The sequence below is a fragment of the Streptomyces sp. RG80 genome, from assembly GCF_040446465.1.
Classification (GTDB): domain Bacteria; phylum Actinomycetota; class Actinomycetes; order Streptomycetales; family Streptomycetaceae; genus Streptomyces.
This window is the reverse complement of record NZ_JBEAAJ010000014.1, coordinates 89,962-113,092: the sequence shown is the minus strand read 5'-3', so window position 1 is coordinate 113,092 and position 23,131 is coordinate 89,962. Positions and strand designations below refer to the sequence as shown.

Here is a 23,131-nt window from a genome sequence, read left to right as displayed (position 1 = left end):
TGTGCTCCTCATCGGTGTTCGTTATCTCGAACGCCATTCGAATGATCGACCAGACGATAGGGAGGGGACGGGTGAGCGTCAACGGGTCTGGAGGGCCGAATTCCGGCCGTTGGCGGCGCGTTCCCGACCCGGCTCTCCCAGCGGAACGCTCTGGCAGAATCGGGCCCGTGGACCGCTGGCTCCTCGAACGTGAGCCCGAGCTGACGCGACTGGCCGCGGCCGCCCGGGACGCGGCGGACGGCGCCGGTTCGGTGGCGCTCGTCTTCGGTGAGGCGGGCATCGGCAAGTCGAGCCTGGTCAAAGCGATGCCGGAGCGGCTGCCCGAGCGGGCCCGCGTCCTCGTCGGACAGTGCGACGACCTCGCCACCCGGCGCCCCCTCGGCCCGTTCCGTGACCTCGTCGGCAGCGTCGGCGCCGACCTGGCCCGAGCCGTCATGGAGGGCGGCGACCGCCACCGCGTCTACGAGGCCCTGCACGGCGAACTCGCCGGCGCCCCGCACCCGGCGGTCCTCGTCGTGGAGGACGTGCACTGGGCCGACGAGGCCTCCCTCGACGCCCTGCGGTTCCTGGTCCGGCGGATGGAACGGCTGCCCGCCCTGCTCGTCCTCACCTATCGCGACGACGAGTTGAGCCGCGAGCACCCCCTGCGCCACCTCCTCGGCCAGGTCTCGCGCACATCCCGAGTGCACCGACTGCCCCTCGCCCGACTGTCGTTGGAAGCGGTACGCACCCTCAGCGCCGCACGCCGACTGGACGCCGCCCAGGTGTACGAGGTGACGTCCGGCAACCCGTTCTTCGTCGCCGAGATCGTGGCCGCGGGCGGCACCGGGGGAGTGCCCCCGACCGTCGTCGACGCCGTCCTCGCCCGGCTGCGCGGACTGGACGCCACCACGGTCGACGCGCTGGAGCAGCTCGCCGTCATGCCCTCGGCCGTCGAACGCCCGCTGGTCGACACGCTGTTGGCGGACGGCGTGGCCGTGCTCGCGGAGGCCGAGCAGCGCGGACTGCTCGCCGTGGCACCGGAACGGGTGGCGTTCCGGCACGAGCTGATCCGCCGCGCCGTCGCCGACTCCCTGCCGGCGGCCCGCCGTATCGCACTCAACCGCAACGTCCTCGCCGCGCTCGTCGCCCGGCCCGGCTCCGACGCCGCCCGGATCGTCCACCACGCCGACCAGGCCGGCGACCAGGACGCCGTGGCCCGCTACGGTCCCGACGCGGCCAAGGACGCCGCGGGCGCCGGCGCCCATCGCGAGGCCGCCGCCCAGCTCCGGCTCGTCCTGCGCGGGCGGCACCGCTACGCCCCGGCCGAACTCGCCGACCTGCTCGAACGCTACGCGGTGGAGAGCTACACCATCGCCGACTCCGCCGCCGCCGTGACCGCCCAGCGCGAGGCCGTGGCCCTGCGCCGCTCGCTCGGCGACACCCTCGCCCTCGGCGCCGACCTGCGCTGGCTCTCCCGCATCCACTGGTGGGCCGGCGACGCGGACCAGGCCCAGGAGGCCGCACGGGAGGCCGTGGCGGTCCTGGAACACGCCGGCGACGACCGGCTCCTCGCCCTCGCCGTCAGCAACACCGCCCAACTGCGCATGCTCTCCGACCGCTACGCCGAGGCCGTCGAACACGGCGAACGGGCCATCGCCCTGGCCCGCAAGGCCGGTGACGCGGCGATCCTCTCGCACGCCCTCAACAACGTCGGCAGCGCCCGCTGGCGGGCCGGCGACCCCGACGGGCGATGGCAACTGGAGGAGAGCCTCGACGTCGCACTCGCCGCGGGCGAGGTCGAACACGCCTGCCGGTCCTACGCCAACCTCATCTGGACCCTCCTCGACAACCTCCACTACGACGAGGCCGACACCTTCCTGGCCCCGGCCATGGACCTCGCCGACCGCGCCGAACACCTCGGCTTCCTCAACTACCTCCACGTCGAACTCGCCATCCGCCGCCTCGCCGCCGCCGACTGGGACGACGCCGAGAAGCACGCCGAGTACGGCATGCACGACTTCGTGCCCGCCCGCTGCCCCGCGCTCACCGTCCTGGCCCGGGTCCGCACCCGCTGCGGCCGGCCCGGCGCCGCCGAACTCCTCACCGAGGCCTGGCAGATCGCCGTACGGACCGGCGAACTCCAGCGCACCGGCCCGGTGGCGGCGGCCCTCGCGGAAGCGGCGTGGCTGCGCGGCGACCTCACCGCCGTCGCCGCGGCCGCCGGCCCCGTCCACGCCCAGGCCGACCGCCTGCCCGGCAGCCCCTACCGCGTCGAACTCGGCTACTGGCTCGCCAGGACGGGACGTCCGGTGTCGTTGGAGGACTCGGACCATCCCTACGCCCTCCAGGCCCGCGGTCAGTGGCGGGCCGCCGCCACCCTCTGGGAGGCCGCGGGCTGCCCCTACGAACACGCCGGCGCCCTCGCCGAGAGCCCCGACCCCGCGGACAAGCTCACCGCGCTCGCCGCCCTCGACGCCCTGGGCGCCGAGCCCCGGGCCCGGCTGCTCCGCACCGAGCTGCGCCGGCTCGGCGTACGCCACATCCCGCGCGGCCCCCTCGCCGCGACCCGTGAGAACCCCGCGGGGCTGACCCGCCGCCAGCTCCAGGTCATGCGGCTGCTCACGGAAGGCCTCACCAACGCCGAGATCGCGGCCCGGCTCGTGGTGTCCGTCCGCACGGTCGACAACCACGTCCGCGCCGTCCTCGACAAACTCGACGCGCCCACCCGACGGCACGCCGCCGACCGCGCGGCCCGGCTCGGGCTGCTGCCGGAACCCGAACCGCCGCTTCCCTCGGCGTCCGACGAAACGTAGGTACCCGGCGGCGCCGAGCTGGGTGACCGCCACGGATGTCCGCTGTGGTGCGACACGAGTAGAACGTGCGGATCGAACCGATTCGGCAGAAAACGGGGGATCGCATGACCAGCACGCTCGCCCAGACCGCACGCAAGGAACTCACCGGGTTCACCGGGGAGTTGATCGGCCCCGACGACACCGCCTACGAGGCGGCCCGGACCGTGTACAACGCGATGATCGACCGCCGCCCCGCCCTGATCGCCCGCTGCGCCGACGCGGACGCCGTCGCCCGCGTCATCGCCTTCGCCCGCACACACCACGTGCCCCTCGCCGTCCGCGGCGGCGGCCACCACGGCGCCGGTCTCGGCACCGTCGACGACGGAGTGGTCCTCGACCTGTCACCCCTGAAGGACATCGAGGTCGACCCCGAGTCCCACACCGTACGGGTCGGCGGCGGCTGCGTCTGGGGCGAGGTCGACCGCGCCACCAACGCCCACCAACTCGCCACGCCCAGCGGCATCATCTCCACCACCGGCGTCGGCGGCATCACCACCGGCGGCGGGCTCGGCCACCTCACCCGCAAGTGCGGGCTGACCATCGACAACCTGCTGGAGGCCGACGTCGTCCTCGCCGACGGCCAAAAAGTGCAGGCCAGCGGCTACGAGAACAGCGACCTGTTCTGGGCGATCCGCGGCGGTGGCGGGAACTTCGGTGTCGTGACGTCCTTCCTGTTCCGGCTGCACGAGATCAGCACGGTCGTCGCCGGACCGACCTTTTGGGCCGTCGAGGACAGCGCCGAAGTCCTCGCCGCCTACCGGGACTTCCTGCCGAACGCGCCCCGCGAGCTGAACGGCTTCTTCCTGCACGGCACCGTGCCGCCGGCCCCGCCGTTCCCGGAGGAGATCCAGCTCCGCAAGACCGCCGGCGTGGTGTGGTGCTACACCGGCGCCGACACCGAGGCGGCCGCCCGCGAGATGGCCCCGCTCCTGGACGCCCTGCCACAACCGCTGCTGCACGCCCCGATGGTGCTTCAGCACCCGGAGCTCCAGTCGATGTTCGACGGGCTCTACCCGCCCGGCCACCAGTGGTACTGGCGCGCCGACTTCGTGGAGGACATCCCGGACGACGCCGTCCAACTGCACGCCAAGTTCGGCGCCGAGGTGCCGACCATGCAGTCGACCATGCACCTCTATCCGATCGACGGCGCCGCCCACGACGTGGGCCAGGAGGACACCCCCTGGGCCTACCGCCACGCCCGCTGGGCGTCGGTCTACGCCGGCGTCGACCCCGACCCGGCCAACGCCGAACTGGTCAAGCGGTGGACGGTCGACTACTTCGACGCCCTGCATCCGTACTCCGCGGGCGGGGCCTACGTGAACATGATGATGGACGAGGGTCAGGAACGCGTCCGGGCCAGCTACCGCGGCAACTACGCCCGCCTGGCCCGCATCAAGGCCGACCGCGACCCGGACAACGTCTTCCGCCTCAACCAGAACATCCAGCCGGCCCCGAAGCCCTCACACGGGACCCGGCCCTAGGCACTCACGCGCACGGGAGGTGCTCCGACCGCGGGGCGGGGCACCCCCGCAGTGGGGCGCGGATCAGGAGGTGGGCGCCGAGCGCACGAGCCAGTCGTACGCGGACCGGGCCGTGAACTCCGGCTGGCCGCCACGCAGGAGCAGGTCCGCGGTGGCGAACTCCGGGGCGTCGGCCTGCGCGGCCACGTAGGGGATCGCGATGCAGCGCATCCCGGCCGCGTGCGCGGCGGCGGCACCCGGGGCCGCGTCCTCCAGGACCACACAGTCGGCCGGGTCCGCGCCGAGCCGGCGGGCCGCCTCCAGGAAGACGTCCGGGGCGGGCTTGCCGCGCTCGACCTCGTCGGCGGAGACGACGGTGCGCAGGTAGGCGTCCAGACCCGTGCCGGCCAGGATCGCGTCGATGGCCTCCGGTGAGGAACCCGAGGCCACGGCCATCGGCACGCCCTCGGAGGCCAGCAGTTCCACGAACTTGCGCATCTCGGGGTAGGCGGGGGTGTTGGCGCGGGCCAGCTCCAGATAGCGGCGGTTCTTGGCGGCGAACAGCTCCTCGACGGAGGCGTCCAGGTCGTACCGGCCCTTCCACAGCTCGACCGTCTCCAGCGTGCTGATCCCGACGTACCGCTCGTGCTCCGCCCAGGTGAAGTCGGGGACGCCGTGCTCGGCAAGGGTCCGGCGGCCCGCCTCGTAGTAGTTCGGCTCGCTGTCCACGAGCGTTCCGTCGAGATCGAAGAGGACCGAGAGGGCGCCGAGGTTGCTCATGGTGCCCAGGATGTCAGGTGCGGCCGGCGCGGCCGATCGACTCCACCAGCGGGAGCAGCCGGTGCGGCACCCGCTCGCGCAGGGCCACCTCCGTCCGGGTGCGGACCACGCCCGGCAGGCTGATCACCTTCTGGATCACGTCCTCCAGATGCGCGTTGTCCCGCGCCACGACCCGGGTCAGCAGATCTCCGCCGCCCGCGATCGAGAAGGCCTCCACGATCTCCGGCACCGAGGCCAGCGCGTCGCCCACGTCGTCGAGCCGCCCCTGGGTGACCTCGATGTGCACGAAGGCCAGCACGGGGTGGCCGAGCGCCGCGGGGGAGAGGGCCGGACCCGTACCGGTGATCACACCGTCCCGCTCCAGACGGTCGAGGCGGGCCTGGAGCGTGCCGCGGGCGACGCCCAGGATCCGGGCGTACTCGCGCACGCTGGTGCGGGGCTGCTCCAGCAGCAGTCGCAGGATGCGGGTGTCGAGCTGGTCCACGGCCATGGTGCGTGGCCCCTCCTCGTCGTGGTCCGTTGGCCCGTCGCTGGACGGTCCGGGACCGATTTGTCTGTGCCAATGGTCCATCGTAAGCGAGGTCGCTTGAGCCAGTCGGGACGGCAGTGCTGCAATGGGCCGGTCGATGGCGCTGCGGACCCCGCGGCGCCTTTTTCATGCCGGAACCCGACACGGTTCCAGGGGACATGCCGGGACCCGTCACGGTTCCAGGGGAGGAGAGCGGTGCTGAAGAGGGTGTTCACGGCGCCGGACCCGGGGCGGGTGCGGCTGCGCTTCGCCGCGCGGGCCGTACTGGGCATCGGGCTCGCGGTCGTCGTCTGCGGCCTCGCCGGACACTCCCTCGTGGGCGCCGTCACCGGCGGCCTCGCCGCACTGCTCGCGCTCTTCACCGTCACCGATACCACGGTCCGCGGCCAGGCGACCACCACCGCGCTGCTCCCGGTCGTCGGCCTGCCCGTGCTGGCCGCCGCGGCCGGACTGCACGACCACCCCGTCGCCCGCGACCTCACCTTCCTCGCCGTGATCGGCGCGGGCGTGTACGCGCGCCGCTGGGGACCGCGCGGGCACAGCCTCGGCGTGTTCGCGTTCATGACCTTCTTCGTGGCGCAGTTCCTGCGGGCGGCCCCGGAGCAGCTGCCCGAGCTGTACGCGGCCGTCCTGCTGTCCGTGCTGATCGCGGCGGCGGTGCGCTTCGGCCTGTGGTGCTACGAGCGCCGGCTGCCCCCGGCTCCGGCGCCCGCGCCGCCCGCGGGCAGCGGCCTGGACCGCGTGACCACCCGCCAGGCGGTCCAGGCGACAGCCGGCGCTGCCTTCGCGCTCGTGGTGGGCCAGCTGGTGTCCCCCGAGCGCTGGTACTGGGCCGTCGGCGCCACCTGGTGGGTCTTCGTCAACACCACCTCGCGCGGCGAGACCCTCGTCCGGGGCTTCCGCCGGGTTCTCGGCACGGTGATCGGCATCGGCCTCGGCCTGCTCGTCGCCGTCCCGATCGAGGGAGCCCCGGTCCCCTCCGCCGTGCTCCTCACCGCCTGTGTCTTCGGGATCTTCTACACGGCCGCGGTGTCGTACACCTGGATGATGCTGTGCGTCACCGTCCTCGCCGAGCTCCTCTACGGCCTCCTCGGCCTGCTCACCCCCGGCCTGCTCGCCCTGCGCCTGGTGGAGACCGGCATCGGGGCGCTGGGCGCGGTCCTGGCCGTGCTGTTCGTGCTGCCCGTCACCACCCACACCACCACCGACGCCTGGATCCGGCGCGCCCTGCGCTGCGTCCACGCCTGTACCGCCGAGACCGCCGCCCGGCTGCGCGGTGTCGAGGGCGCCGACCCGGCCCCGCGCGTGGCCGAACTGGAGCAACTGCTGGCCCGGGTACGGCTCTCGGTCGCGCCGCTGGTGCACCCGCTCAACCCGATGCTGGGCCGCAAGCGCCGCGCCCGTCGCGTCCTCGCCCTCCTGGACGACTGCGCCCACGAGATCCGCGGCCTGGTCGCCGTCGCCGCCGACCCCGAGGCCTCGCACGACGCCCGCCTCGCCGCGGCCTGCTGGCGCGTGGAGACCGCGGTGGAGGCACTCACCGACGGGCGGCGCGACGAGTGGGCGGTCACCGACCAGCCGCCCGCCGCGGAACCGGCGCTGGCCCACCTGCACGGCCTGGAACGGGCCCTCGCCGAACTGGCCACCCCCCTGCGGACGCCGTCCGGGTCACCTCTGGTAGGAGCGTGACCCCTCCCGGAGCCGTCTCCGGGAACCCCATTGACCGGCCACCCAGAAGGGTTGATCAGGCCACCCGGCGGCCTACGCCCACCAGCCCGAGGCACTGGCGCGGGCCCGGGGCGGAGACGGCCCCGCTGTCGCCGGGCCCGCTGACGGAGCGGCCGAACGGCCCCGCGTCCCTTGCGGGATGACGACATTGGCGGTGTATGGTCTAGACCTTCGATGATCGGCTGAGCCGTCGTCCCGACGGCACAGGACCGAGAGGGGACTGCGGTGGCAGACGGCGGCGAGTGGCGGCGGGCCTTCATCGGGTCCTTCACGGCGGCCGGAGGGCCGGGGATCGTGATGGCGTCCGTGGCCCCGGACAGCGGCGCGCTGACGCCCCTGAACAGCGTGAACGGCCTGCCCGACCCCTCGTATCTGGCCCTGGCGCCCGACGGCCGCACGCTCTACGCGGTCAGCGAGACCGCCGAGGGCGCGGTGGCCGCGTACCGGGTGACCGGCGACAAGTTCGAGCCCGCCGGACCCCGTGTGCCGGTCGGCGGCGGACCCACTCATCTCGGCCTGTACGACGGTCACGTCCTGACCGCCGACTACGGCTCCGGCACCGTCACCGCCGTACCCGTACGCCCCGACGGCTCTCTCGCCGGCGCCCCCTCCGGAAGCCTCCGGCACACCGGCTCCGGACCGCACCCACGGTTCCAGCAGACTCCGCACGCCCACCAGGTGCAGGCCGACCCGAGCGGGCGCTGGGCGGTCAGCGTCGACCTCGGCACGGACTCGGTGCGCGTGTGCACGCTGGCCGACGGCAGCCCGCGACCGCACCGCGAGTTCGCCCTGCGCCCCGGTTCCGGCCCCCGCCATCTGGCCTTCCACCCCGACGGCACCCGCGCCTACGTCGTCAACGAACTCACCCCGACCGTCACCGTCTGCCGCTGGAACGCCGCCGAGGGCCTCCTGGAGCCCCTGACGGAGGCGCAGCTGCTGCCCGGCGCCCCGGTCGGCGACGCCTACCCCTCGGGCGTCGTCGTCTCACCCGACGGCCGCTTCCTGTGGACCGCCACCCGCGGCGAGGACGTCCTGTCCACGCTCGCCGTCGAGGACGAAGGACTGCGCCTCGTCGGCACCGTGCCCTGCGGCGGCCACTGGCCGCGGGCGCTCGCCGAGTCGGGGGGATTCCTCTACGTCGCCAACGAGCGCTCGGGTGACGTGACCTGGTTCGCGCTCGACCCGGGGACGGGACTGCCGTACCGGACCGGCTCGATCGAGCTGCCCGCGGCGTCCTGCGTGGTCTTCGGCTGAGCGCCTCTCCCGGCCCGGCCCCACACGAGCCCCGCCGAACCCCTGGTACACGCCGAAGGGCCCGCTCCCGCGCCGGGAGGGGCCCTTCGGCAGTACTGCTCACGGCTGTGCCGTGCGGCGCGACGTCAGCGCGTCGGCGCGCCCTGCGGCTGCTGCGGTGCGATGCCCAGCGCCGTCGTGTACTTGGCCAGCGCGAGCTTGCCGATCGCCGGGTAGGGGCCGAGCGCCTCGGCGGCGGAACAGCCCGCCTCCTTGGCCGCCTCCTCGATCAGCGCGGGCTCGATCTCCGGCCCTATCAGGTACGGCGCCAGTGCCAGCTGCTGCGAGCCCGAGGACCGAAGCTGCTCGGCCACGGAGGCGATCGAGCCCTCCTGGTCCAGCGCGGCGGCCATCACCGGCACGGCGAGGCGCGCGGCGAGCAGCATGCCGGTGATCCCGGCCGCCTGCACCGCCTCGTCTCCGCCCACCGAGGCCAGGATGATGCCGTCCGCGGCGGTCGCCACGGTGAACAGCCGGGCCCGGTCGGCGCGGGCCAGACCGGCCTCGGACAGCCGCACGTGCAGCGCCTCGGCGAGCAGCGGGTGCGGGCCGAGCACATCGGTCAGGTCGGCCGCGACACGGCTGTCCATCACGGCCTGACGGACCACCCGCAGCAGCGCGCTGTCCGGACCGGCCAGCAGCGGCACGACGACGGCGACGGGGCCGTCGGGCTCCTTGACGTCCACACCGGCGGCCTTGGCCTGCTCGTAGCGGGCGGTGCGCTCCTGGGCGGTGTGCGTGAGCACCGACTGGAGCGTGGGGAACTCCACGTCGTCCCCGTCGAGGTACCCGATCCGCGCGTCCAGGCCGGGGAGCTCGGAGCGGGCGATGCTCACGACCTCTTCGGCGAGGCTGCGGGTGGCGGCGCTGGGCTTGCCCGGCACCGCGAGGACAAGCGCGGGCGCGCCCTCGGGAGCCGCCAGCGGCTCGGGACGGCGGTGCCGTCCGGGCTGGCGGGGGCGCGGCATTCGTACTGGCAGGCCGGCGGGCCCAGTGGGGGAGCTCATGGCGCCGCATGTTACTGGCTTACTGGGCTTCCCTGTTCGGGGAGGGTGCAGGTGAGCGGTATCCGTCCGGTTTTGTCTGATGAGTTACGTACGGAACGGAAGCGTCGGACCTGTCGGGATCAGTCGCTCGTTCCGGTCACCACGTACAACATCGCCCCGTCACTCGGCAGAGTGAGAGCCCCGGTCGCGAGGTCGGTCGCGATCCGCACGGACCCGTGCAACGGGTCTCCGGCCGGCGGCACCCGGCGCGCGTGCGGCAGCCGTCTCTCCAACTCCTCCTCCAGGGGTACGAGGAGAGGCTCGCCGATCTTGAACAGGCCACCGGTGAGCGCGACTCGGGGCGCCCCTTCGGCGGGGCAGACGGCGGCCACGGAGTCGGCCATGTGACGGGCCGCGGTGCGCAGGATGTCCGCGGCGACGGGGTCGTCCGGGGCGCAGGCGGCGACCTGAGGGGCGAAGGAGGCGAGGACGGCGGGGCGGTCCGGGCGCGGGTAGAGCAGACCAGGCAGGCCCGGCATCGGGCCGAACAACTCCTCGGCGCGGTCCAGCAGCCCGGTCGATCCACCGGCCCGCCCGTCGTGAGCGCGCAGCGCGGCCTCCAGACCCGCCCGCCCGATCCAGGCACCGCCGCCGCAGTCGCCGAGCAGATGGCCCCAGCCGTCCGCACGGCGCCATCGCCGCAGATCCGTACCGATGGCGATCAGGCCGGTGCCGGCGGCGACGACCGCACCGGACGACGCGCCGAGAGCGCCCGCGTAGGCGGTGACGGCGTCCGCGACCAGGGCGATCCGCCCGACTCCGAACTCCCGCCTCAGGGCGTCCGGGAGATCGGCGCGCAGGCCCTCGCCCAGGGTGGTGAGACCGGCGGCGCCGACGACGGCGGTGCGCAACCGGGCGACTCCGGTCACCTCGGTCAACGCCCGGACCATCGGCACCAGTTGCCGCATCAGATGCTCCGGATCGATCCCCCGCGCCCCGGTCCGCACCGGCTCCCCCGACTCACGCTGCCCCAACACCCCACGCCGCACCGTCCCGACGACGACCCGCAGCCCGGAACCACCGGAATCGACAGCGAGGAAACCGGAGTCGTCGTTGAGGAGAGCGGAGTCGTCGGCGAAGCCGTTCTTGCTTGGACCGGCCGCGTCCCCCACCCCCGCCCCCGCTCCCGGTGTCGTCACGGCAGGCGCCAGTCCACCGGCTGTCCTCCCTGCCCGACCAGCAGGTCGTTGGCCCGGCTGAACGGACGGGAGCCGAAGAAGCCGCGGTCGGCCGACATGGGGGAGGGGTGGGCGGACTCCACGGACGGCAGACTGCCCAGCAGCGGACGGAGGTTGCGGGCGTCGCGCCCCCACAGGATCGACACCAGCGGCTTGCCGCGTGCGGCGAGCGCCCGTATCGCCTGTTCGGTGACCTCCTCCCAGCCCTTGCCGCGGTGCGCGGCCGGCTTGCGCGGGGCCGTGGTGAGCGCCCTGTTGAGCAGCAGCACGCCCTGCTGGGTCCACGGGGTGAGGTCGCCGTTGGACGGCTGGGGCAGACCCAGGTCCGTGTTGAGCTCCCGGTAGATGTTGATCAGGCTGCCGGGCAGCGGCCGCACCTCGGGCGCGACCGAGAACGACAGCCCCACCGCGTGTCCCGGCGTCGGATAGGGATCCTGGCCGACGATCAGGACGCGGACGTCGTCGAAGGGCTGCTGGAACGCGCGCAGGACGTTCGGCCCGGCAGGGAGATAGGTGCGTCCCGCGGCGATCTCCGCCCGCAGGAAGTCGCCCATCTCGGCGACGCGTCCGGCGACGGGTTCCAGGGCCTTCGCCCAGCCCGGTTCGACGATTTCATGCAAGGGTCGTGGTGCCACGGCGTCACCCTACTGCCGTAAGGACAGCGGTGATCAACCAGTGGCCAAAGCCCGGCGGTCCCCCCTCGTCGGTCATCCCACCACCGCGGCCCGCACACATAGCACGTCCGGCAGATGCGACATGAGTTGCCGCCAGCTGTCGCCGTCGTCGGCCGACGCGTACACCTCGCCGTTGCGATTGCCGAAGTACACGCCCGCCGGGTCCGCGTCGTCGGTGCACAACGCGTCGCGCAGCACCGTGCCGTAGTGGTCCCCCTGCGGCAGGCCCGCCGTGAGCGGCTCCCAGCTCTTGCCCGCGTCCGCCGTGCGGAAGACCCGGCATCGGTGGTCGGCCGGGACCCGGTCCGCGTCGGCGTTGATCGGGAACACATACGCCGTGTCACCGCGGTGCGGATGGGCGGCCGCCGCGAAACCGAACGTGGACGGCAGTCCCTCGCCGATGTCCGTCCAGTGCCCGCCCGCGTCGTCGCTGCGGTACACACCCCAGTGGTTCTGGAGGTACAGCCGGTCCGGGGTCTGCGCGTCCTGGGTGACCTTGTGCACGCACTGGCCGAACTCCGGGTCGGGATCCGGCAGGAACACCGCGGAGACACCGGAGTTGGAGGGGGACCAGCTCGCGCCGCCGTCGGCGGTCCGGAACACCCCGGCCGTCGAGACCGCGACGGTCACGGCCCGCGGGTCGCGCTTGTCCGTCAGGATCGTGTGCAGACCCTCACCGCCGCCGCCCGGCACCCACTTGGACCGCGTGGGGTGCTCCCACAGCGGACGGACCAGCTCGAAGCTCTCGCCGCGGTCCTCGGAGCGGTACAGCGCGGCCGGTTCCGTGCCCGCGTACACCACGTCGGGCTCCGCGGCCGCCGGGTGCAGCTGCCAGACCCGCTCCAGCGAAGCACCCGTGTCCTTGGGGAACTTGACGGCGGGCTGTGCCGGCTCCGTCCAGGTACGGCCGAGGTCGTCGGAGTGGAACACGGACGGACCCCAGTGCGCGCTGTCGCCGCCGGCCAGCAGCCGGGTCCGTTCGCCACGGGTGTCGATCGCGACCGAGTACACGGCCTGTGCGTTGAAATACGGACTTTCGTCGAACTCCCAGGTGTCACCCTGCCTGCGTCCGATGAACAGGCCCTTGCGGGTGCCCACGGCGAGCAGTACCTCGGTCATGCCGACCACCTCCGTGACGTCGTTGTCTCAGATATCGGCCAGTCTGCACCCCAGCACTGACAGTCACCCCTGGAAAGAGCTCCGCCGCAGGTCAGGGCGGGGATGGTAACCGCTTGCCGGGATCCGCGCGCCACTTTCGGCAAGACGCGGCCGCGAGTGTGTGACCCGTGCAACGGTCGAGTCGGGGCCGGTCCCTGAGCAGCGAGGAGCCATGCCCCGTATGGAGAGGCGGTCCGGGATGTTCGCGCGTTCATGAGGAGGAAGCCTTCGATGACGTTACGTGGTCCGAAGGTCTGGCTGTGGCGCTGGCGACGCAATCCGCTCAAGCGGCGCGCCGACAAGGTGGAGGCCTGGATCGTGCTCGGCGCCTGGCTGCTCACCGCGCTCGTCGGCGTGCTCGCCGGTATGGGCGCGACCCGGTCCGTCGAGCACAGCCTGGCCCGCGAGCGCGCCGAGTGGCGAGCGGTCGAGGCCCGGCTCGTCGAGGAGGCGCCGGGGACGTTCGGCGGGCAGACCGGGACGGCGAGCGGCGACCAGGTGTGGGCGCAGGTGCGCTGGGCGGCGACCGACGGCTCGTCCCACACCGGCCAGGTCCGGGTCCGCCCCGGCAGCCCCTCGGGCACCGCGGTCACCGTCTGGACGGATCCGGAGGGCCGCCTGGTCACCCGCCCGGCCACCGAATCCGAGGCCGCCCTCCGCTCTTCCCTGATCGGCGCCCTGGTCGGCGTCGGCGCCGCCTTCGTCCCCTTCGTCGGCGGCCGCATGCTCCGCGGCCGCCTGGAGCGCCACCGCATCGACCACTGGGACACGGAGTGGGCACGGTTCGGGCAGACGTGGGGGAGGACAGGCTGAGGTCGGGGTGAGGCCGGGGCGGAGAGGGCGACGTCGGAGGCGGAGGGGTGAGGCCGGAGCCGGACCGACGTAGGGCGGGGCGCCTCCGGCCCGCCCGCCTCAGCTGTCTGCCCCTGACCTACCCCGGCCGCATCATTCCGCCCCGCTCGCCAACGCCTCCCCGCACGCCCGCAGCAACTGCTCGTCCTCAAGCACGTCATGGCTTCCGTGACCCCCGGACGTCGCCAGATGCCGTCGCGGAGCGGCCAGTTCGTCCCGGAGCAGGTCGTGGAGCGGCGCCCCCGCCGGGCCCATCGCCGTGACGCACTCCGCGATGGTGCGGCGGGTCCGGGCGTTCTCCGCCCACGCTCGCCGCAGCACCGGATACGCCGGCTCGGGCTCCCCGGAGATCCGCCACACCGCGCACGCGGCCGCCGTCCGCTGCCATACGCACTCCGCCGCGGTCATCCGTCGCAGCCCGGTCAACGCGGGCGTCGCGGCCCGGCCCAACCGCCCCAGCACCTCGGCGGCCGACCGGCGCTGCCGGGAGCGTTCGTCCGCCACCTCCTGGACGAGCACCGGAAGCACGGCGTCCACGTCCCCCGACACCGACCACAGCGCGTCGGCCGCGGCGATCGCGCTCTCACCCTCCAACAGGCCGCACAGCACCGGTATCCCCTCGCCGGCAGCCTCCCCGAGCGCACCGAGCGTCCGCGCCCCGGCCGCCACGAGCGAGTCCCGGAGCCTGAGCCCCTCCGGTATGTCGCGCAGCAGCCGTACGACCAGCGGAGCGCACTCCCGGTCGTCCAGCACCCGGAGCGCCAGCAGCAGCGGAACCATGCGCTCGTGCAAGTCGGGGGCGTCTAGGGGGACACCGGCGAGCCGCTCCCGCAACGCCGGAGCCAAGGGGGCGGCGACCCGGCCGAGGTGCGGGATCACCTGACCGAGGTCGTCCGGCGCGACCGTCCCCGCCAGCACCTCGCCCAGCACGGGTACCGCCCGCGCGTCCCCGCTCCTGGCCAGGGCCTTGAGGGGGCCGCCCAGTGTCGGCGCGCCGTGCTCCCAGTGGCGCACCCACAGTTCGGGGCGAGCGGCGACCAGGCAGTGGAGGTCGTCGGCGGCGGGTACGGCCAGGTCGAAGAGGTCGACCAGGACGGACGTGGCGGCGTCACGCAACCGGTCCTCCTCGGCGTGCAGTTGGGCACCGATCAGCGCGACAGCCGTGGCGTGGTCGGCTCGCCACTCGCGGAACAGGCCCGCGGACATCCACACCGCGTTGCACCGGTCCGTCGGGTCGGGGCTGGTCAACTGGCCGTTCAGCAGGGCGATCCGGTCGTCCAGCCGCTCGCCGAGCGCGGTGTGCAGGGTCCGCAGCAGCTGGGACCCCTCTTCGTCGGAGGGCCGCAGCCGCCGCAGCCGTCCGACGAGCGTCTCCGTGTCCGGCCGGTCGGGGGCACAGCGCGCGGCGGAGCGCCGATCGGACCGGTCCCGGAGCAGCGCGACGACGGTGGGGACGAGGTCGGCCGGGAGCCGGTCGGGGGCGCACCCCGCCAACTGGCCGAGCGCGGCCAGCCGTAGCCCGGGACCGTACGGCGGCGCACTCTGGGCCGCCAGGAGGTCCACGGCCGCACGCGCGTGGCCGGGGTGGCGGCGGACGAAGGTCCCGAGGCCCTCGGTCAGTGCGAGCAGGACGCGGTCGTCCCGCTCCACCGTGATCCGCTCCCGCAACAGGTTCAGCACCCGCGCGGGTTGGTCGACGAACCGCACGACGGCCCCCGCGGCCGCCCTGCGGACCCCGGCGTCCACGTCACCGGTCAGCCGGGCGAAGACCTCGGCACCCGATCGCACCGCGGTCCGTGCCACCCCGTAGGCGCCCTCGGACGGTTCGCCGTCACCGCCGATGCTGACGAGGAGTTCCACTATCCCGCCCCGGTCCCGCACCTCCTCCCGCGCGGCGAGCGCGAAGAGGAACGGCACACAGGCCAGCGTCGAGTCGTACACGTCGCCCTGGTGGTGCACGGCGCCGTACATCCCGTCGAGCGCGATCTCCCGCTCGGCGGCGTCCGCGGAGGCCAGGCCCCGCAGCAGGCCGGGCACGTCCTCGGCGCTGCCGTACGCATGCCGCATCGAAGCCCAGTCGACCTCGTCGATCCCCGTGAACACGCAGTCCTCCCCAGGCGAAGTGCCATCTGATCGGAGTCTGCACCACGGCACTGACAACGAAGCGGAATCGCGGGGTGACTGTCTGCTAAGGGGTCCTACGGTGGCCGGTCAGCCTTCCCCGGGTGCCCTCGCTCGCCGCTCACCCCTCCCCGGGCAGCGCCCTCCTCAGGATCCCGCTCACGTCCGCCGAGTCGGGAAGGGTGCCGAACGCGTGCCCCCAGTCGCCGGCGAGGCGGGTCGCGCAGAAGGCGTCGGCGACCGGGGCCGGGGCGTGCCGGACCAGCAGGGAGGCCTGGAGGGTCAGCGCCATCTGCTCCACCAGGCGTCGGGCACCGGTCTCGGAGGCCGAGGCCAGCAGGCCCCGCAGCCGGGTCACGGCAGCGTCGAGACGCGCGTCCGCCCCCTGCGCCAGGGCGAGTTCGGCGAAGAGGGCGTCCGCCGTGCCGGGCTCTCTCACCAACGCCCGCAGGACGTCCAGGGCGTTGACGTTCCCCGAGCCCTCCCAGATCGAGAGCAGGGGTGCCTCGCGGTAGTGACGGGGCATGCCCGAGTCCTCGACGTAGCCGTTGCCACCGAGGCACTCCAGGGCCTCGGCGGTGAAGGCCGGGCCGCGCTTGGTGACCCAGTACTTGCCGACCGCGGTGGCGATGCGCCGGAAGGACTGCTCGGCCTCGTCGCCACGCACCGCGCGGTCGGCCGCCCCGGCGAGCCGCAGGGTGAGGGTCGTCGCGGCCTCGGACTCCAGGGCGAGATCCGCGAGCACGTTGCGCATCAGCGGCTGGTCGACCAGGCGGGCACCGAAGGCGCTGCGGTGCCGCGCGTGGTGCCCCGCCTCCACGAGCGTCTTGCGCATCAGCGTCGCCGACATCATCACGCAGTCCAGACGCGTGCAGTTGACCATCTCGATGATCGTCTTGACGCCCCGCCCCTCGGGTCCGACCAGCCAGGCGACGGTCCCGTCGAACTCGGGCTCGGAGGAGGCGTTGGAGCGGTTGCCCAGCTTGTCCTTGAGGCGCTGGATGCGGAAGGTGTTCCGGCTGCCGTCCGGCAGGACGCGCGGCACCAGGAAGCACGACAGCCCGTCCGGGGCCTGCGCCAGCACCAGGAAGACATCGCACATCGGCGCCGACGTGAACCACTTGTGCCCGCGCAGGGTGTACACACCCGGCTCGGCGGTGGGTGTGGCCGTCGTGGAGTTGGTCCGGACGTCGGAGCCGCCCTGCTTCTCGGTCATCCCCATGCCCGCCAGCAGACCCGGCTTCTCGGTCGGCACCCGCAGCACCGGGTCGTACTCCCGGCCGGTCAGCAGGGGTTCGTAGACCTTCGCCAGCTCCGGCTGCTGCCGCAGGGCGGGGACGGCGGCGTACGTCATCGACGTCGGACAGCCGTGCCCGGCGTCCGTGTGCCCCCAGGCCAGTCCGCCCGCGGTACGGGCGACATGGGCGCCCGGCCGGGGGTCGGCCCAGGGCGCGCCGGCCTGTCCCTCGGCGACCGCGACCCGCATCAGGTGGTGCCAGCTCGGATGGAACTCGACCTCGTCGACCCGGTGACCGTACCGGTCGTGCGTGCGCAGCACGGGCTCGTGCCGGTTGGCGAGCTCGGCCCACTCCTGGGCCTTGGCACTCCCGGCCAGCCGCCCGATCCGACGCAGGTCCTCCTCGGCCCAGCCGGCGCCCTCGCGGCGCAGCCCCTCCAGCAGGGCCGTGTCCTCGGACGTGTCGTACGGGGCCAGGGGAGGGGGCTGGTTGGTGACGTCGTGTGTCGCGTGTGTGGGGACCATGGACCGAGTGTTGCACTATCGCTGCGGTCGTAGCAATCGTGCAATACGACATACAGTACGTGACCATGCGGACGAACACCCAGGCGCTGCCCGACGAGCCGGCACTGCGCCCGCTGTCCGCGCGCTCGGTCGTCCTGAGCCTGCTGCTGGGGGCGCATCCGCCCGAGCTGCCGGTGAAGGAGCTGGTACGCCGCGTGGAGCCGTTCGGTGTCGGGGGCTCCACCGCGCGGGCCGCGCTCAGCCGGATGGTGGCCGCCGGTGACCTGCGGCGCGCGGACACCGTCTATCGCCTCAGCGACCGGCTGCTGGAGCGCCAGCGGCGCCAGGACGACGCCGTACATCCACGCACGCGCGCGTGGGACGGCGACTGGGAGCTGCTCGTGATCACCGCGACCGGTCGCGGCCCCGCCGAACGGGCCGATCTGCGCACCCGGCTCACCGCCCTGCGGCTGGCCGAACTCCGCGAGGGCGTCTGGCTGCGCCCCGCCAACCTGCCCCGACCGCTGCCGGCCGACCTCGACCAGGTGGCCGAGCGCTGCACCGCCCGCCCCGACCGCCCCGCGGCCGAACTGGCCGCGGCCCTGTGGCCGCTCGACGCCTGGGCCGCCACGGGCAGGGCCCTGCTCGCCCACGCGTCCCGCGCGGATCACCCCGCGCAGCTCTTCACCGCCTTCGCGGCGGTCGTACGGCATCTGCTCGCCGACCCCGTCCTGCCCGCCGCGCTGCTGCCGGGCGACTGGCCGGGTGAGGCGCTGCGTGCCGCGTACGCGAACTACCGCCGGGAGCTGGGCACATGATGCGGCGGCCGTGCGAAGCGCCGTGCGGGGACGCTTCGTACGGCCGCCTTCACCGTGGGGGGACTACCGGTAGGTGATGTCCGAGGTGGAGTACTTGCAGTTGGTGCTGTCCGGGCCGGTGCCGACCGCGGTGTTGTTGTTGTACTTCTGGCAGGGGATCACCTTGCGACCGGAGTCGTTGAGGATCGTGATGCCCCTCAGCGTGGCCACGTCGTTGCGGTTGACGTTGATGCCCACCAGGCGCGCGGTGGAACCGGTGCCGGTCACCTCGATGTTGCTGAGGTTCACCTTGCGCGTGTACTGCGTGGAGCAGTCGCCGCAGGAGCGGTAGAGCGTCTTGAACTCGCTGACGGCGAAGTTGGAGATGTTCAACGTGCCCGGTCCGTTGTGCTGGAAGACCTTGTCGGCTGCCTTCTTGGCGCCGCCGCCCGTCACGGTGTACGTCGAGCCGCCGCGGAAGGTCGCGGCGTCCTCGCCGACGTCTTCCCACCACACGTTCTGGAGCGTGCAGTTGCCTTCGCAGTGGATGCCGTCGGCACCGGGCGCGCCGATGATGACGTTCTTCAGGGTCGCGCCGGCCGCGAGCTTGAAGATCGGGTCCTGGCCCTCCTCCTGGCCGTCGCCGGCCAGGTCGCCACTGCCGTAGTAGCGCTTCATCCCGCCGTCCACGGTGCCCGAGACCGGGATCGTGGCGGAGACCGGCACACTGCTGGAGGGCGTCGGCCAGGACGCCGCGTTCGCCGGTGCGGCCCCTGTAGTCATGATCATGCCAAGCGAGAAGCCTAACGCGGCCGTCGCGCCGGTCAGCGCGCGCGTGCGGGCGCGCGTACGTGGTGCAGAAGTCATGTCCCGATTCCTTCTGTCCGTCGAGCGGTCGAGGGGGGTGTTCAGAGCTTTCCGGTGCCCGCGCCGGACGTCACCGAGGCGACGACCGTCGAGGCGGACTCCGCGGTGTAGCCGTAGGGCGGCGTGGTGAACGTGCCGACCCGGGAGATCTCGGTGGCGGCCCCGCCGAGATCGTTGCCGCGCAGATTCGCGTAACCGTCCACGTCACTGCTGCGGTTCGTGGTGACAGCGACCCCCGTGTTGCGGAAGACGTTGTTCTCCACGAGCATCTGGGCGCCCATGCGCGAGTGGCAGGCGGTCTCCGCGCCGTCCACGTAGTTGTTGTAGAAGTGGCCCGTCCCGAAGCGCAGGCTGGGGACGCGCGAGTAGACGTTGCTGAACCGGTTGTGGTGGTACGTCACCCTCAGGCGTCCGGTGTCCTCGCTCGCGTTGTTGTCGCTGTGACCGACGAGCGAACCCTTGAAGTGCTCCTTGAAGGTGTTCCATGACACCGTGACGTTGTCGGAGCCGTGGTTGATGTCCAGCAGGCCGTCGTAGTAGTCCTTGTCGTGACTGCGGTCGGCCGAGAAGGAGTTGTGGTCGATCCACACCTTCGTCGATGCCTGCACCTCTACCCCGTCGGCCGGCGCGAGCGGCTTGCTGATGTTCAGGTTGCGGATGACGACGTTGCTGACCTTCTTCAGCCGCAGCCCGCCCCCGGTGAACCCGGACGACGAACCGACGCCCAGCACCGTGGTGTTGGAGCCGATGTCGACCTGACCGCTCAGCGAGATAAGGCCGTTGACCCGGACCACCTTGGCGGAGCTGCCGGTGACGGCCGTCTTGAAAGCGGCCAGTGTCGAGACGGTGACGGCCGAGGCGCTGCCACCGCCGGTGGTGCCGGCCCCGAATCCGACGGGAGCGGAATCGGCCGCACCGGCCGACTGCGGAACGGCGAGCACGGTCACCGTCGCCAGGGCGGCCGCGCAGGCTGTCACCAGGGCGGATCTTTGCGTATGTGTACGTGGGGGGCGAGTACGCATGGGGGATGCGTCCCTTCTGGAGGGCGTTCGCGATCATGTATCTGAATGATGTCCAGCATTCAGAACACTGGTGCGCCAGCATTGTGATGTTTTAGGTCGGTGAGCGAGTCGACCGGTCACACTGCTGAACGGAACGTAGAGGGCAAGCGCTTTCTAGTCAACGCTTTGCGCAAAACATCTTCGGGTGCCGCAGGTGGCGAAGGTGTCGGTCGGACGAGAGGTGTGGGAGCGCTTCCATGGCGGCCATGTGCATGTCACCATGCCTTTGCTCCCCTCAGCGATGCCAGATGCCCCACGAGCCGTCATCACGAAGGGACCCACCCGTGTCCGCCACCCCCGGCACCACCGCGAGGAGACCGCTGCGCGCGGTCCTTGTCGCGCTCCACGGAATGCTGGTGGCGTTGCTCGCCGCCGCCCTCCTCGCCGCACCGCAGGCCGCCGCCCGCGAGGAGATCGCCCCGGCCGCGACGCTCACCGAGATCACGAACTTCGGCACGAACCCCAGCAACCTCCAGATGTACCTGTACGTCCCCGAGACCGTCACCGAGAACCCGGCGATCGTCGTCGCCGTGCACTACTGCACCGGTTCCGGCCCGGCGATGTACTCCGGCACCGAGTACGCCTCGCTCGCCGACCAGTACGGGTTCATCGTCGTGTACCCGTCCGTCACCCGCGCCAGCAAGTGCTTCGACGTCGCCTCACCACAGGCACTCAAGCGCGGCGGCGGCAGCGACCCGGTCGGCATCAAGTCCATGGTCGACTGGACGGTCGACGCCTATGACGCCGACACCAGCCGGATCTTCGCCACCGGCATCTCCTCCGGCGCGATGATGACCAACGTCCTGCTCGGCGACTACCCCGACGTGTTCGCCGCGGGCGCCGCCTTCTCCGGAGTGCCGTTCGGCTGCTTCGCCACCACCGACGGCTCCGAGTGGAACAGCGCCTGCGCCCAAGGCACCGTGACCCACACCCCGCAGGAGTGGGGAGACCTGGTCCGCGGCTCCTACCCCGGCTACACCGGACCCCGTCCGCGCATGCAGGTGTGGCACGGCACCGAGGACGACGTGCTGCGCTACCCCAACTTCGGCGAGGAGATCAAGCAGTGGACCAACGTCCACGGCGTCAGCCAGATCCCCGCGGCCACCGACACACCCCAGTCCGGCTGGACCCGCACCCGCTACGGCGGCACCGGTGACCGGGCCCAGGTGGAGGCCGTCAGCCTCCAGGGCGTAGGCCACAACCTGTACGCCTGGGGCATGGCCGCCCGCGTCCTGACCTTCTTCGGCCTCGACAGCGACGGCCCCGCACCCCAGCCCCCGGCGGGCCCCTGCAAGGTGACCGCGTCCACCAACGCCTGGAACACCGGCCTGACCGCCTCGGTCACGATCACCAACACCGGGACCACCACGCTCAACGGCTGGCAGCTCGGCTTCACCCTGCCCGCCGGCCAGACCATCACCAACGGCTGGAACGCCACCTACGCGCCGAGCTCCGGCGCGGTGACGGCGACGAACGCCTCGTACAACGCGACGCTCGCCCCGAACGCGAGCGTCAGCATCGGCTACCAGGCGACGCACACCGGCAACAGCGCGGCGCCGGGCACGTTCACCCTCAACGGAACGGCCTGCACGAAGAGTTGACGACCTGACGGTGGCCGGAGGTGCCGTCCTCCGGCCACTGCCCGCCCGGGCCGTGGCTCCCGGATCACGCCTCCACGTCGTCCCACCGCGCCCGCAACCGGGCCAACTGTGCGTCGCTGAGCGGGGGGTCGAACCCCTCCGGGAACAACAGCATGTGCGGCTGCGGCCACATGCTCTCCGGTCCGTGCTCCTCACAGTGCAGAGCGACGAGATGCGGCCCCGCCCCGCAGGACTCGCGCCGGTAGGGCCGGTCATGGGTCCGGCAGTGGTACCCGAACCTCCAGCAGGCGTCCCCGTCGGCCGGCTCGTGGAAGCCGGGGTCGCGGACGATCAGGGTCACCGGCTCCTGCCGGTTGAACCGGGGAACGGGCCGGGGGTCACGCCACAGCAGCCGGGGTGGGAGCATGCGCCCATCTTGCCTCGGACCGGTGCCACCGGTGCGGGCCAGGGCGGGCGGGCGGCCTCGGAGGACTAGTACGGCAGCAGGCGGCCGGACGGGGTCCTGCGGTCGATCTTCTCGTCGCGGGGCGCGGCGGGGCGGCGGCTGACGCGGATTCGGGTCTGGCGGCTCATGGCGCCCTCCTCACGTTCGATGCGGCCAGCCTCGTCGCCCGGGAGCCTCGGCGCATCGTGCCTATGGAGACATCGACCCCGAGCTTCCCGGAGTACGGGTCGGGGGCGCCGTACTCCGGAGGGAGGACCACGGGACTACGTCGCGGGTGCCGGTCCGATCGGGGCCGTGGACCGATCCGTCGGGCGCGGTGCCCTGGCTAGCGTCATGGCATGCGTATAGGACTGCTCGGCACCGGCAACGTCGCCCGCGCGCTGGCCCACGGCTGGAGTGCCGCGGGCCACGATGTGCTCCTCGGCTCCCGCAAGCCCGAGGAGCGCTCCGACCTCGACTTTCCCGTGGCGGGACTGCACGAGACGGCCGCTCACGCGGAGGTGCTCGTGAACGCCACCCCGGGGACCGTCTCCCTGGACCTGCTGCACTCCCTCGGGGCGCCGGCGCTGGCCGGCACCCTGCTGATCGACGTCGGGGTCGGCCTCTCCGACGACTACACCGAGCTCTCGCACCCCAACAGCAGCCTCGGCGAACAGATCCAGCGGGCCTTCCCCCTGACCCCCGTGGTCAAGACGCTGTGCACCATGGACTCCACGGTGATGATCGCCCCGGACGGCCTCGACGGCGCGAGCACCGTCTTCCTCTCCGGCGACGACACCGAAGCCAAGCGGACCACCGGCCGACTGCTCACCGACCTCGGCTGGCCGCCGTCGTCCCAGCTGGACATCGGCGGTATCACCACCGCGCGGGGCCAGGAGCACTTCGCCCTGCTCTTCATGGGGATCGCGGGCGGGCTGGGGGCCCACACCTTCAACATCAAGGTGGTGCCCCGCCGCCCGGCGTGAG

19 protein-coding genes are annotated in these 23,131 nt (G+C 72.8%); 8 read left to right on the top strand and 11 right to left on the bottom strand.

What is annotated here, in order from left to right; genetic code table 11:
- The first annotated feature begins 167 nt into the window (after positions 1–167).
- Together ABKA17_RS40025 and ABKA17_RS40020 are read left to right on the top strand one after the other, a co-directional pair.
- The gene (locus tag ABKA17_RS40025; protein ID WP_353697322.1) at positions 168–2,795 is read left to right on the top strand and encodes an ATP-binding protein; all 2,628 of its coding nucleotides are present in this window, start codon (positions 168–170) and stop codon (positions 2,793–2,795) included.
- A gap of 104 nt (positions 2,796–2,899) precedes the next feature.
- Positions 2,900–4,315, top strand: a complete 1,416-nt coding sequence (locus ABKA17_RS40020; RefSeq protein ID WP_353697321.1) for an FAD-binding oxidoreductase — start codon at positions 2,900–2,902, stop codon at positions 4,313–4,315.
- 63 nt (positions 4,316–4,378) lie between these two features.
- On the opposite strand, the gene ABKA17_RS40015 is transcribed toward ABKA17_RS40020, so the two are convergent.
- On the bottom strand, positions 4,379–5,074 hold the full coding sequence (locus ABKA17_RS40015) for an HAD family hydrolase (protein WP_353697320.1): 696 nt from the start codon (positions 5,072–5,074) through the stop codon (positions 4,379–4,381).
- A gap of 13 nt (positions 5,075–5,087) precedes the next feature.
- A complete protein-coding gene (locus ABKA17_RS40010; RefSeq protein WP_353697319.1) occupies positions 5,088–5,564 on the bottom strand; it encodes an Lrp/AsnC family transcriptional regulator in 477 nt (158 codons plus the stop codon).
- Positions 5,565–5,798: 234 nt separating this feature from the next.
- Between ABKA17_RS40010 and ABKA17_RS40005 the strand changes: the two genes are divergently transcribed.
- Positions 5,799–7,292, top strand: coding sequence for an FUSC family protein (locus ABKA17_RS40005; protein WP_353697318.1), 1,494 nt, complete (start codon positions 5,799–5,801; stop codon positions 7,290–7,292).
- A 264-nt stretch (positions 7,293–7,556) separates the two neighbouring features.
- Positions 7,557–8,585 (top strand): lactonase family protein, encoded by a 1,029-nt coding sequence (locus tag ABKA17_RS40000; RefSeq protein WP_353697317.1) that lies wholly within the window; start codon positions 7,557–7,559, stop codon positions 8,583–8,585.
- Between the two features lie 125 nt (positions 8,586–8,710).
- Here ABKA17_RS40000 and ABKA17_RS39995 read toward each other — a convergent pair whose 3' ends face one another.
- The 4 genes from ABKA17_RS39995 to ABKA17_RS39980 form a co-directional block, all read right to left on the bottom strand.
- A complete protein-coding gene (locus tag ABKA17_RS39995; protein WP_353697316.1) occupies positions 8,711–9,631 on the bottom strand; it encodes a sirohydrochlorin chelatase in 921 nt (306 codons plus the stop codon).
- A gap of 119 nt (positions 9,632–9,750) precedes the next feature.
- Positions 9,751–10,809, bottom strand: a complete 1,059-nt coding sequence (locus tag ABKA17_RS39990; RefSeq protein ID WP_353697315.1) for an N-acetylglucosamine kinase — start codon at positions 10,807–10,809, stop codon at positions 9,751–9,753.
- Positions 10,806–11,483, bottom strand: a complete 678-nt coding sequence (locus tag ABKA17_RS39985; RefSeq protein WP_353697314.1) for a uracil-DNA glycosylase — start codon at positions 11,481–11,483, stop codon at positions 10,806–10,808. Before ABKA17_RS39985 ends, ABKA17_RS39990 begins: the two co-directional genes overlap by 4 nt.
- Before the next feature lie 72 nt (positions 11,484–11,555).
- Entirely contained in the window at positions 11,556–12,641 is a 1,086-nt protein-coding gene (locus ABKA17_RS39980; protein ID WP_353697313.1) for a WD40/YVTN/BNR-like repeat-containing protein, read from the bottom strand.
- 270 nt (positions 12,642–12,911) lie between these two features.
- Here ABKA17_RS39980 and ABKA17_RS39975 point away from each other — a divergent pair, with 270 nt between their 5' ends.
- Positions 12,912–13,493, top strand: coding sequence for an Rv1733c family protein (locus ABKA17_RS39975; RefSeq protein ID WP_353697312.1), 582 nt, complete (start codon positions 12,912–12,914; stop codon positions 13,491–13,493).
- A gap of 132 nt (positions 13,494–13,625) precedes the next feature.
- On the opposite strand, the gene ABKA17_RS39970 is transcribed toward ABKA17_RS39975, so the two are convergent.
- Positions 13,626–15,635 (bottom strand): HEAT repeat domain-containing protein, encoded by a 2,010-nt coding sequence (locus tag ABKA17_RS39970; RefSeq protein ID WP_353697311.1) that lies wholly within the window; start codon positions 15,633–15,635, stop codon positions 13,626–13,628.
- 139 nt (positions 15,636–15,774) lie between these two features.
- Positions 15,775–17,415, bottom strand: a complete 1,641-nt coding sequence (locus ABKA17_RS39965; protein WP_353697310.1) for a DNA alkylation response protein — start codon at positions 17,413–17,415, stop codon at positions 15,775–15,777.
- A gap of 65 nt (positions 17,416–17,480) precedes the next feature.
- On the opposite strand from ABKA17_RS39965, the gene ABKA17_RS39960 reads away from it, so the two are divergent.
- Entirely contained in the window at positions 17,481–18,212 is a 732-nt protein-coding gene (locus ABKA17_RS39960) for a PaaX family transcriptional regulator C-terminal domain-containing protein (protein ID WP_353697309.1), read from the top strand.
- Between the two features lie 63 nt (positions 18,213–18,275).
- Here the strand turns inward: ABKA17_RS39960 and ABKA17_RS39955 are convergent, their stop codons facing one another.
- Together ABKA17_RS39955 and ABKA17_RS39950 are read right to left on the bottom strand one after the other, a co-directional pair.
- Positions 18,276–19,058 carry a pectate lyase gene (locus tag ABKA17_RS39955; RefSeq protein WP_353697308.1) on the bottom strand — a complete coding sequence of 261 codons (783 nt, stop codon included), beginning with the start codon at positions 19,056–19,058 and terminating at the stop codon, positions 18,276–18,278.
- A gap of 41 nt (positions 19,059–19,099) precedes the next feature.
- Positions 19,100–20,080 carry a pectate lyase family protein gene (locus ABKA17_RS39950; protein ID WP_353697307.1) on the bottom strand — a complete coding sequence of 327 codons (981 nt, stop codon included), beginning with the start codon at positions 20,078–20,080 and terminating at the stop codon, positions 19,100–19,102.
- Between the two features lie 389 nt (positions 20,081–20,469).
- On the opposite strand from ABKA17_RS39950, the gene ABKA17_RS39945 reads away from it, so the two are divergent.
- Positions 20,470–21,720 (top strand): extracellular catalytic domain type 1 short-chain-length polyhydroxyalkanoate depolymerase, encoded by a 1,251-nt coding sequence (locus ABKA17_RS39945; RefSeq protein WP_353697475.1) that lies wholly within the window; start codon positions 20,470–20,472, stop codon positions 21,718–21,720.
- A 64-nt stretch (positions 21,721–21,784) separates the two neighbouring features.
- On the opposite strand, the gene ABKA17_RS39940 is transcribed toward ABKA17_RS39945, so the two are convergent.
- Positions 21,785–22,126, bottom strand: a complete 342-nt coding sequence (locus ABKA17_RS39940; RefSeq protein ID WP_353697306.1) for a hypothetical protein — start codon at positions 22,124–22,126, stop codon at positions 21,785–21,787.
- Positions 22,127–22,503: 377 nt separating this feature from the next.
- On the opposite strand from ABKA17_RS39940, the gene ABKA17_RS39935 reads away from it, so the two are divergent.
- Complete coding sequence (locus tag ABKA17_RS39935) at positions 22,504–23,130, top strand: NADPH-dependent F420 reductase (protein ID WP_353697305.1); 627 nt, start codon at positions 22,504–22,506, stop codon at positions 23,128–23,130.
- The last annotated feature ends 1 nt before the right edge of the window (position 23,131 follow it).

Coding starts and splice junctions, on each gene's coding strand:
- ABKA17_RS40020 (WP_353697321.1), top strand. CDS start 2,900: ATGACCAGCACGCTCGCCCAGACCGCACGCAAGGAACTCACCGGGTTC.
- ABKA17_RS39935 (WP_353697305.1), top strand. CDS start 22,504: ATGCGTATAGGACTGCTCGGCACCGGCAACGTCGCCCGCGCGCTGGCC.
- ABKA17_RS39995 (WP_353697316.1), bottom strand. CDS start 9,631: ATGAGCTCCCCCACTGGGCCCGCCGGCCTGCCAGTACGAATGCCGCGC.
- ABKA17_RS39980 (WP_353697313.1), bottom strand. CDS start 12,641: ATGACCGAGGTACTGCTCGCCGTGGGCACCCGCAAGGGCCTGTTCATC.
- ABKA17_RS39955 (WP_353697308.1), bottom strand. CDS start 19,058: ATGACTTCTGCACCACGTACGCGCGCCCGCACGCGCGCGCTGACCGGC.
- ABKA17_RS39960 (WP_353697309.1), top strand. CDS start 17,481: ATGCGGACGAACACCCAGGCGCTGCCCGACGAGCCGGCACTGCGCCCG.
- ABKA17_RS39950 (WP_353697307.1), bottom strand. CDS start 20,080: ATGCGTACTCGCCCCCCACGTACACATACGCAAAGATCCGCCCTGGTG.
- ABKA17_RS39965 (WP_353697310.1), bottom strand. CDS start 17,415: ATGGTCCCCACACACGCGACACACGACGTCACCAACCAGCCCCCTCCC.
- ABKA17_RS39940 (WP_353697306.1), bottom strand. CDS start 22,126: ATGCTCCCACCCCGGCTGCTGTGGCGTGACCCCCGGCCCGTTCCCCGG.
- ABKA17_RS39975 (WP_353697312.1), top strand. CDS start 12,912: ATGACGTTACGTGGTCCGAAGGTCTGGCTGTGGCGCTGGCGACGCAAT.
- ABKA17_RS40015 (WP_353697320.1), bottom strand. CDS start 5,074: ATGAGCAACCTCGGCGCCCTCTCGGTCCTCTTCGATCTCGACGGAACG.
- ABKA17_RS40010 (WP_353697319.1), bottom strand. CDS start 5,564: ATGGCCGTGGACCAGCTCGACACCCGCATCCTGCGACTGCTGCTGGAG.
- ABKA17_RS39945 (WP_353697475.1), top strand. CDS start 20,470: ATGCTGGTGGCGTTGCTCGCCGCCGCCCTCCTCGCCGCACCGCAGGCC.